This window comes from Ruminococcus sp. AF17-1AC, from assembly GCF_003461385.1.
GTDB classification, from domain to species: Bacteria; Bacillota; Clostridia; order Oscillospirales; family Ruminococcaceae; genus Hominimerdicola; species Hominimerdicola aceti.
In genome coordinates this window covers 1-8207 of sequence record NZ_QTWZ01000032.1, presented here as the reverse complement: position 1 = coordinate 8207, position 8207 = coordinate 1, and the positions used below count along the sequence as shown (strand labels likewise).

Here is an 8207-nt window from a genome sequence, read left to right as displayed (position 1 = left end):
CGTTGCATAATTCTTGTTCGAATAAAATGTGTCAAGTGATATTGACAAAACCAGTCCGAGGACAATCAGAACGACGACAGAGAGTTCACTATTACGGGCAACGGTAAGACTTACACAATAAAAACAGGTTCGGACGGTATTGCAATCCTTTCCGATATTCCCGTTTACAACAGCAATAATGAGAAGATCGTGTACACCATTTCCGAGAAAAATGTTCCCGTAAGATATGTAGTTCCTGCGGATCAGACTGCAACCCTTACGGCTGATGCAACCACAACCAAGACATTCAAAAATATCCTCAAGAAATTTACTGTAGAGGTGACAAAGCAGGATTCCGAAAAAGCATCAGCACAGGGCAACGGAACGCTTGCGGGAGCAGTTTACGGACTGTACAAGGACGGCGAGCTTGCTGATACCTATACGACCGATGAAAACGGATATTTCAAGACAAAAGATTATGTATGCGGAAACTACACTGTTCAGGAAATTTTGCCAAGCGAGGGCTATCTTCTCGATGAAACGGTATATCCTGTCGGTGCAGAGGCTGAGAATTATACAATTGAGCATAATTCACTTTCTATGACAGTGACTGAGGACGTTATCAAGGGAAATATCGCAATGATCAAGCATTTCGATGACGGCTCTACTCAGATAGAAACTCCGGAAGTGGGAGCTGAATTTGAGGTTTATCTGAAATCTTCGGGTTCTTATGCAAATGCGAAGGATTCCGAAAAGGACTGCCTTGTGTGCGATGAAAACGGCTTTGCACAGACAAAGGATATGCCATACGGCGTTTACACCGTTCATCAGACAGTCGGCTGGGATGGTACTGAGTTTATTGCTGATTTTGATGTCAACATCAGCGAAAACGGACAGACCTACCGCTATCTTATCAACAATGCAGAATTCAAAAGCTATATCAAGGTTGTAAAGGTGGATTCCGAAACGGGAAAAACCATTCCTTACGAGGGTGCAGGATTTGAGATCTACGATTCAAATGGTCAGAAGATCTCAATGACTTTTGCATACCCTACCCCAACAACAATCGACACTTTCTACACAAACAGCGAGGGCTATCTGATCACTCCCGAAGTTCTTCCCTACGGTGAATATTCGCTTGTTGAGGTTCAGGCTCCTGTGGGTTATGTTCTGGACAGTACGCCCGTGTCTTTCACAGTTTCTGCTGATAACGCAGAGGAAGAAAATGCCCTGACGGTTATTAAAGTCCGCAAAGAAAACACCGCTCAGAAAGGCAGGATTTCGGTTCAGAAAACAGGTGATATTTTTAAAACCGTTGCTACGGCATCATCTGCTTACACAGATGAAAACGGCGAGATGATAGTAAATCCGACCACCTACACTCCCGTGTTTGCAGACGGAGATCTCAGCGGCGCGGTATTTCAGGTGATCGCTGTAGAGGATATCGTTACACTCGACGGTACAACAAGAGCTTATGCAGGAGATGTTGTTTCGGAGATCACGACAGACGAGAACGGCTATGCCGAAACTGAACTACTTTATCTCGGCAAGTATGAGGTCAGAGAGATAAAAGCTCCCTATGGTTATGTGCTGAACAATGAGCCTAAAGATGTTGAACTGACATATGCAGGGCAGGAATTTGAGGTGAGAGATACTGTGAATACAGCTTTTGAAAATGAGTATCAGAGCGTGAGGATATCGCTTTCTAAGGTTATGGAAAATGATGAACTGTTCGGGATCTACGGCAAGGACTACTATACAAGCATTCGTTTCGGGCTATTTGCCGCAGAAGATATTACTGCCGCTGACGGTTCTGTTATTCCTGCGGACGGACTGCTTTCAGAGGTTTCACTTGCTGAGAATATGACTGCAAAATTTGATGTACAGATACCTTTCGGCAGGTATTATGTTCAGGAAATTGCAACTGATGAACACTATGTTCTTAATGGAGAAAAATATCTTGTAAACTTCGAGTATATGGGACAGGACATCCGGACTGCGGATATTGACTGCGGACAGTTTGTAAATCTTCTCAAGCGTGGCAGGATAGAGGGTCACAAGGTAGATGACAAGAGCGAACCTCTTGAAAATGCTGTGTTCGGGCTGTTTACTGCCGACTGCGTGAAGTTCAGCAGAGATACTGCAATAATGACTGCCGCTTCAGATGAAAACGGATATTTTGTGTTCGACGAAATCCCCTATGGCGAGTATATTATTCATGAGATAGAAAGTCCAAGGGGATATATTCTTAGCGGTAAGGAATATGCTGTCAGCATTGCAGAGGACGGAGAGGTTATTGAGATAACTGCGGGAAACAAGCCTGTTACTGTTGAGATATCAAAGCGTGATGTGTACGGAAACGAACTTGTGGGTGCTGAAATGGTGCTTGAAAATGCTGACGGTGAGACAGTTGATAAGTGGACTTCCGACGGCAAAAATCACATTGTTTCAAAGCTTGGTGCGGGTGAATATGTGCTTAAAGAAATTGCCGCACCTGACGGATATGTGATTGCAACTGACATTAAGTTCAGCGTTGATATTTACGGCAATGTTACGGTAGAAAACGTTGATTCAAAAGCCTTATCAGATAACGGCTATCCGCTTATCACTATGGTGGATGATACGACTAAGGTTCGTATTTCAAAGCAGGACGTTACAACAGGCGAAGAATTGCCGGGTGCTACTTTGCAAATTATCGACGAGAACGGAAATGTTGTTGAAGAATGGGTATCTACAAATGAACCACATATGATTGAAGGGAAACTTATTGCCGGCAAGGAATACACACTTAAAGAGATCATAGCACCTGAGGGCTATGAGATAACAAATGAGATAAAGTTTACTGTGAATGCTGACGGAACTGTGACCGAGGTCGTTATGTACGATGAGCTTACGCCTGATCTTGAAACCCCTCCTACGGTCATAATAGATATTCCTCATACAGGTGTATCCGCAGACAATAGTGCTGAGCTTTATCTCGTAGCCACAGCGGTTATTATGGTTTTCGGTATGGTCATATGCAAGAAGAACGATAAGGAACAGAGAAAGGATGATGTGAAATGAGATCTAAAAAGAAATTGATCGCAGCAGCAAGTTCGGTGTGCTTTGCGGCTATGATGTCGCTAACCGCTTATGCTTCGGGCGATGTTGCGGGTGCGGTGACAAGCACTTGGACAACAGCAAGATCGCAGGTCGTTTCAGTCGTAAACAATGTGGTGTTTCCCGTAATAGACGTGATACTTGCGGTTCTGCTGTTTGTGAAGATAACACTCGCATACCTCGATTATCGCAAACACGGTCAGCTTGAATGGACGCCGATCGCTATCATTTTCGGCTGTTTGATCTTTTCTCTGACCTGTCCGCTGTACATCTGGAGCATAATCTGATAGGGGGAAAATGAATATGAAAGCAAAAGTAATGACTGCAATTTTAGCGACGATTATGCTGACAATGACAGCTTGCGGAACGATCAGTCCGCCGATTCAGAATGCTGTTACGAAAACAACAGCTACTACCACAGCCGAGTCCATACACGACTCGGCTGCCTCTTCGGAGGCTGAAAGCAGTTTAGAGGATGAAAAGATAAAGACGGACACCTTTATTGCCGAATTTTTCGATTCAAATATATGCTTTGCAGATACAAGCGCATTGGTAACAGAAGCAATGAAAGGCAGTTCCTTTGAGAACGAAATTGATAACTCAAACGGTGTGAATAAAATTACTTTGAAAGGCTCAAACGGCGGCGGTATGATCGATGTTCTGTGTATTGATCTAAGTCAGAGTGATCTTGATCACGATATGGAATATATCCTTGAAAACTTCGGAGATTATTACTTCGGACAGACCTCCGCACAGATGAGCGGTATCACCGAAGATGACTTTGTTTCGAGTTACCGAATGACAAGCAGTGTTGTTTCAAAGGGTAAGTATCAGCAGTACGGCTCTGTTCAGAAATCCGATGGTATGGCGACGCAGTTCGGATACACGGAAACCTACGCTGTGCTTTCGGAGAACAAGCTTACCGTTGTGTCGGGTGCATTTCTCAGTTCAGATATGATGGAAAGGCAGAGTTTTTCACAGCTGATGGCTAAGTTTGCGGAGAATGTGAAGTACTGATTTAAAATGAAAAAAGGGTTGAGGTTGGCTCAGCCCTTTGGTTTTGGGGAGTATAAATCAGAATTTATATATTAAATACTTCTTTTGCGTATGATGTCCACCCACCATGTGTAATCATTACGCAAACTACAGCAAGTGTTATATACAATACGATAGGGATAAGCAGATATGCCTTGCCTTTACTCAATGTTTTCCGAAATACATAGATATTTGAGGGAAATGATAAAGCAAGCCAAATCAGTAGCTCAATACAGCCAAGCATAATAGAAACATCTTTCTCCGAGCCTAAATCATAGCTATAGCCTTTTGAATGTCCAGTTATATCAAGAAAAATCCAGCCGAAACATATTGGAAATGAAAATGCAATAAAACTCGTCCAGAGAAAATTCAGACAATAGATAATTTTACTTTTCATGGCTATCTCCTACAAATTTCGATTTATGTTATTATTCATTATACCACACCAACCTCGAAAAATCAACCCTAGTAAACAGAAAGCAGGTGATAAAGTGCCATATATCCCTTTTACAGACGAACAAAAAGTCCTTGCCAACAGCGTGAACCTTGAAGAGTTTTTGCGAATGCGAGGTGAAAAATTAGAACGTGTCGGCAGAGAGCATAAGCTCATTTACTACGACAGCTCAGGCAGGCACGACAGCATAACGCTCCGTGGCTCTACCTGGTTCGATCACAAAAATCAGATAGGCGGCGGAGCAATAAAATTCATGCAGGAATTTTATGATATGGACTTTCAGACGGCGGTGCAGGAGCTGTTAGGACGGACGGTCACTCCGTTGTCCCACAGTCCTCCGAAAGCTATAGCAAAGGAAGAAAAGAAAGAATTCAAGCTGCCCGAGGCAAACGCAAATATGCACAGAGTGTATGCTTACCTCATAAAACAGCGGTTTATCGCACCGGATATTATATCGTATTTCGCAAAACAGCACACGCTTTATGAGGACAAGGAACATCACAATGCCGTGTTTGTAGGAATTGATGAGAACGGCGTTCCAAGACAGGCAAGCAAGCGTTCAACAAATTCCTACGGCAATAGTTTCAGGATCACTTGTCAAGGTTCTGACACAAGATACAGCTTTGCACATTTCGGTGAAAGCAAAAGACTCTATGTGTTTGAGGCTCCCATAGATATGATGAGTTTTCTTACGCTTTATCCGAAAGACTGGCAAAAGCACAGCTGCATTGCAATGAACGGAGTCTATGAAAATGCCGTTTTGACGGCTTTAAAGAACCATTCTAACCTGTCAGAAGTCATTCTCTGCGTTGATAATGACGAGGGCGGGATCGAGGCTGCTGACCGTCTAAGGGATATCCTAAATGAGAACGGATATTCAAACGTCAAACGCCTTGCACCTCCGTACAAAGATTGGAACGAGGTACTAAAGGCGAAGAATGGTGCTCCTGCTCTGCCTGCTGTGCCTAACAAGCATAAAGAAGAATATCATCGTCAGGCTGAAAATTTGCAGTATCTCAAATGCCGTCCGGATAAGCTGACGTCTCAGATCTATGCCGCCTTCAAAAACGAACAATACAAATATCTCGCTGAGTATGCACTTGCAGGCTCGGCGTTTTTTATTGATAAAAGCTGTGAAGAGGATATGTTTGCAAAGCTCAGAGCCAAGCTGAAAGCAGAGTACAAGCCGTACACAGATAAAGGCAAAGCAGCCGCTAAGCAAAGGTATTTGCAGGAATGTGTTACGGCAGTAATGAAAGATCTAAGGCAAACAGCTCGTACCCGTGAGCAGTCAATAAATACGGCGAAACTGCTGTATCAGCTTGCGGATAGGGCTGTCAGATCATCTGTTGAAAAAACTCTGTCTGAACCAGTGGCAGAACATATCGAATCAGAGGACATCGTTTGCAAACCTGAACCTTGTATGGAATTTGGTTGATGCGATACCGTCTGCTTCACGGTGCAATACCTTGAAGATAACAAACTAACTGTTCTTTTAAATACAGAAGAAAGCATATTTCTATGGATAGGAAGTGAAATTTTGAGTGAAAAACAAATGATTTTAATAGGTTTGCTTGTCATAGCTTTCATTGCCTTTTTAGTGGTAGTAAATCTGCTTGACAACAAGTCGCTTAACGGAATAAAGGCAAAAAAAGTCGGCAATGGACAGCACGGAACTGCAAGGTGGGCGACGAAAACGGAGATAAAGAGAACTTTTATCCCTCTGCAATTCGAGCCGGAGATGTGGAGAAAAGGCGTGGCTCTTCCGACTGTTCAAGGAACGGTGGTTGGGTGCAGAGGTTCGGGCAAAAAGACTGTTGCGCTTGTAGACACGGGCGATGTTCATACTCTTATGGTAGGCGCTGCGGGTGTGGGCAAGACCGCATACTTCTTGTACCCTAACATCGAACTTGCCTGTGCAAGCGGAATGTCATTTATCTCAACTGATACAAAAGGCGACGTTGCAAGAAACTACGGAACTATCGCAAGAAAGTATTACGGTTACAATGTTTCTGTGCTAGATCTGAGAAATCCCACACGCTCAGACGAAAACAATATCCTGCACCTTGTAAACAAGTATATGGATATTTATCTGTCTGATAAAAACGACCTTTCGGCAAAGGCAAAAGCTGAAAAGTATGCAAAGATAACCGCAAAGACAATTATCAATATCGGCGGAGGTGACAGCCACAGCTACGGACAAAACGCTTTTTTCTACGATGCAGCTGAGGGTCTGCTCGCCTCGGTCATACTGCTTTTAGCTGAGTTCGGCGACAAGAACGAACGTCACATTGTTTCGGTTTTTAAGCTGATACAGGACTTGCTTGCAAAGTATCAGCCAGACCCGAAATCAAAGCCTAAAATGTATTTTTCAAAGCTTATGGATAAGCTTCCAAGCGAACACAAAGCCAAATGGCTTGCAGGAGCGGCTCTGAATGCGTCCGACCAGTCTATGCTGTCGGTAATGTCGACTGCACTTTCAAGGCTCAACAGTTTTCTTGATTCTGAACTTGAACAAATGCTGTGCTTTGGAACGGCGATAGACGCTGAGAAGTTCTGCAATGAAAAGTCTGCTATTTTTATTGTTCTTCCCGAAGAAGATACAAGCAAGTACTTTATGGTCAGCCTGCTTATCCAACAGCTATATCGTGAGATATTAGTCATTGCGGACGAAAACGGCGGAAAACTAAAAAACAGAGTTATGTTCTACTGCGACGAGTTTGGAACTTTTCCTAAGATAGAGGGTGCTGAATCTATGTTCTCCGCAGGACGTTCAAGAAAAATATCCATCGTGGCAATAATCCAGTCCTTTGCACAGCTGGAGCAGAACTATGGCAAACAGGGTATGGAGATAATAACCGACAACACTCAGCTTACTGTGTTCGGCGGATTTGCACCAAACAGCCAGAGTGCAGAGGTGCTTTCAAAAGCTTTGGGCGAACAAACGATATTAAGCGGTTCGGTATCAAACGGCAGGGACAGATCTCAGTCATTGCAGATGATAGGCAGACCGCTTATGACTGTGGATGAGCTGAAATCTATGCCGAAAGGACAGTTTATCGTTATGAAAACGGGAACACACCCGATGATAAGCAAATTAAAACTGTTCTTCAAATGGGGTATCAAGTTTGAAGAAGAATACAAACTTCCCGATAAGACCGCCCGTGCCGTTTCATACAAAGAGCGTGATGAACTGATAAAAGACGTTGAAATGAAATATCCGCAGAAGAAAAAAGAGAGTCCGATAGAATATGAGGAGCTGACAGCAAAGAAAAGGACAACTGTTAAAACGTAAAAGGAGCTGATGCATATTGATATTTCCAAGAAGGATCTACGACTTAGGACTAAGCCACAAGGCGGTGGCTGTGTACTGTTATCTGGCAAACCGTGCGGACAAAAACGGAGAATGTTTTCCCTCTGTACGCAGGATAGCAGAAGATCTTAGCATACACAAAAGCACGGTGTATCGTGCATTTACGGAACTTGAAAACCGTGGATTGTTAGAACGGATACCTCGTTATCATATCCAAGGCGGACGCCGCAGCTCGCTGTACAAGATAAAGGGAGAGATAACAAAGGCAGGAGGTGGTGGTTTTGTCAATATCACTTGACACATTTTATTCGAACAAGAATTATGCAA

7 protein-coding genes are annotated in these 8207 nt (G+C 43.4%); 6 read left to right on the top strand and 1 reads right to left on the bottom strand.

From position 1 onward, the window contains the following. Positions 1-189: 189 nt before the first annotated feature. Genes DWW81_RS12690 through DWW81_RS12680 form a run of 3 tightly spaced genes read left to right on the top strand, consistent with a single transcriptional unit; the run spans position 190 to position 4095 of the window. Positions 190-3042: a SpaA isopeptide-forming pilin-related protein gene (locus DWW81_RS12690; RefSeq protein ID WP_117898145.1), complete on the top strand. Its 2853-nt coding sequence runs from the start codon at positions 190-192 to the stop codon at positions 3040-3042. Beyond that, positions 3039-3365 carry a DUF3852 domain-containing protein gene (locus DWW81_RS12685; protein ID WP_117865154.1) on the top strand — a complete coding sequence of 109 codons (327 nt, stop codon included), beginning with the start codon at positions 3039-3041 and terminating at the stop codon, positions 3363-3365. The genes DWW81_RS12690 and DWW81_RS12685 overlap by 4 nt, the downstream gene beginning before the upstream one ends. Positions 3366-3381: 16 nt before the next feature. Next, positions 3382-4095, top strand: coding sequence for a hypothetical protein (locus DWW81_RS12680; protein WP_117898146.1), 714 nt, complete (start codon positions 3382-3384; stop codon positions 4093-4095). A 64-nt stretch (positions 4096-4159) separates the two neighbouring features. Here DWW81_RS12680 and DWW81_RS12675 read toward each other — a convergent pair whose 3' ends face one another. Then, entirely contained in the window at positions 4160-4510 is a 351-nt protein-coding gene (locus DWW81_RS12675; RefSeq protein ID WP_117898147.1) for a hypothetical protein, read from the bottom strand. A 94-nt stretch (positions 4511-4604) separates the two neighbouring features. On the opposite strand from DWW81_RS12675, the gene DWW81_RS12670 reads away from it, so the two are divergent. The 3 genes from DWW81_RS12670 (at position 4605) to DWW81_RS12660 (ending at position 8178) form a co-directional block, all read left to right on the top strand. Beyond that, positions 4605-6005 (top strand): DUF3991 domain-containing protein, encoded by a 1401-nt coding sequence (locus tag DWW81_RS12670; RefSeq protein WP_117898148.1) that lies wholly within the window; start codon positions 4605-4607, stop codon positions 6003-6005. A 102-nt stretch (positions 6006-6107) separates the two neighbouring features. Further along, positions 6108-7862, top strand: a complete 1755-nt coding sequence (locus DWW81_RS12665) for a type IV secretory system conjugative DNA transfer family protein (protein WP_347502995.1) — start codon at positions 6108-6110, stop codon at positions 7860-7862. Between the two features lie 16 nt (positions 7863-7878). Continuing rightward, positions 7879-8178: a helix-turn-helix domain-containing protein gene (locus DWW81_RS12660; RefSeq protein ID WP_117898149.1), complete on the top strand. Its 300-nt coding sequence runs from the start codon at positions 7879-7881 to the stop codon at positions 8176-8178. Positions 8179-8207: the final 29 nt, after the last annotated feature.

Excerpts from the sequence above, each read along its gene's own strand:
- DWW81_RS12685 (WP_117865154.1), top strand. The coding sequence starts at position 3,039 with ATGAGATCTAAAAAGAAATTGATCGCAGCAGCAAGTTCGGTGTGCTTT.
- DWW81_RS12680 (WP_117898146.1), top strand. The coding sequence starts at position 3,382 with ATGAAAGCAAAAGTAATGACTGCAATTTTAGCGACGATTATGCTGACA.
- DWW81_RS12675 (WP_117898147.1), bottom strand. The coding sequence starts at position 4,510 with ATGAAAAGTAAAATTATCTATTGTCTGAATTTTCTCTGGACGAGTTTT.